Origin of the sequence: Bradyrhizobium sp. YR681, from assembly GCF_000282615.1 — a bacterium.
Lineage (GTDB): Bacteria > Pseudomonadota > Alphaproteobacteria > Rhizobiales > Xanthobacteraceae > Bradyrhizobium.
In genome coordinates this window covers 1-1,285 of sequence record NZ_AKIY01000155.1, presented here as the reverse complement: position 1 = coordinate 1,285, position 1,285 = coordinate 1, and the positions used below count along the sequence as shown (strand labels likewise).

The 1,285-nt window shown below is 66.6% G+C and carries 1 pseudogene; it reads left to right on the top strand.

Annotated elements, in window-relative coordinates:
• Positions 1 to 1,285: pseudogene (locus tag PMI42_RS12700) on the top strand (ABC transporter permease); the annotation flags it as partial.

The following is a 1,285-nucleotide window of genomic DNA, read 5'->3' as shown; positions in this document are numbered from 1 at the left end:
CCGGCGCGCTGGTTGCGGCGGCCCCCAGCCTGATCAAGGCCGTCAGGATGCCGGTGCTGGCGACCGCGCAGCCATACGCCTGGCAGCAGCGACAACGGCGCTGGCTGATCCTGCAAAGCCTCGCGGCCTGCGCCGTGTTCGCGGTCGCGCTGCTGCTGCTTCACTATGGGCAATCGCTGATCGCAGGTTTCGGCGTGCTGGCGGCGCTGATGCTGGGCGCGGCGCTGATCCTGCCGGCGTTTCTCGACATCATCCTGCTCATCGGACAGCGCACTGCGCGCGGACCGCTCGCGATGTGGTTCTGGGCCGACAGCCGGCAGCAGCTCTCGGGATTGTCGCTGGCGCTGATGGCGCTGCTGCTCGCGCTGGCCGTCAATGTCGGGGTGTCCACCATGGTGGAAACGTTCAGCCGCACGTTTGTCGGCTGGCTCAACGGACGGCTGGCCGCCGACGTCTACATCAGCGCCTCCGACAATGCGCAGGGCACGGCGATCCGAAACTGGCTGAAGGAGCGCAGCGACGTGCAGGCGATCCTGTCGGGCGGACGCGCCGAGACGCAGGTTCAGGGCCAGCCGGTGGAATTGCTCGGCCTGCCCGACCACGCGCTCTATCGCGAGCGCTGGCCGCTGCTGGAGACCGCGCCGCGCGCCTGGACCCGGCTCGTGCCGGGCAATGCCGCCTTCATCAGCGAGCAGCTGAGCCGCCGCCTCAATGTTCGCGTCGGCGACGTCATCGAGGTGCCAACGCCCGGCGGAAGCTGGGAGCTCGACATCGCCGGCATCTACGCCGATTACGGCAATCCCAAGGGACAGCTGACCGTGAACGTCGCGGCGCTGATCCGGCAGTTTCCGCAAACGCCGCAGACGCGGATCGGGCTGATCGTCGCGCGCGATCATATCTCGGGCTTGATCGCGGCATTACAGAAGCAGTTCGCGCTCGACGACCGCAGCGTTGCCGATCAAGCGACGGTGAAGGCCGAATCGATCCGCATTTTCAATCGCACCTTTGCGGTCACCTCGGCGCTCAATGCTTTCACGCTCGGCGTCGCCGGCATTGCACTGCTGACCAGTCTTCTCACGCTCGCGAACTCCCGCCTGCCGCAGCTGGCGCCACTCTGGGCAATCGGCATCACGCGACCGCGTCTCGCCGCGATCGAATTGACAAAAACGCTGTCGGTCGCGCTGTTCACATCGCTCTTGGCCGTACCGCTCGGGCTATTGGTGGCGTGGTGCCTGATCGCGATCGTCAATGTGAAGGCGTTCGGCTGGCGGCTGCCGTTCCATGT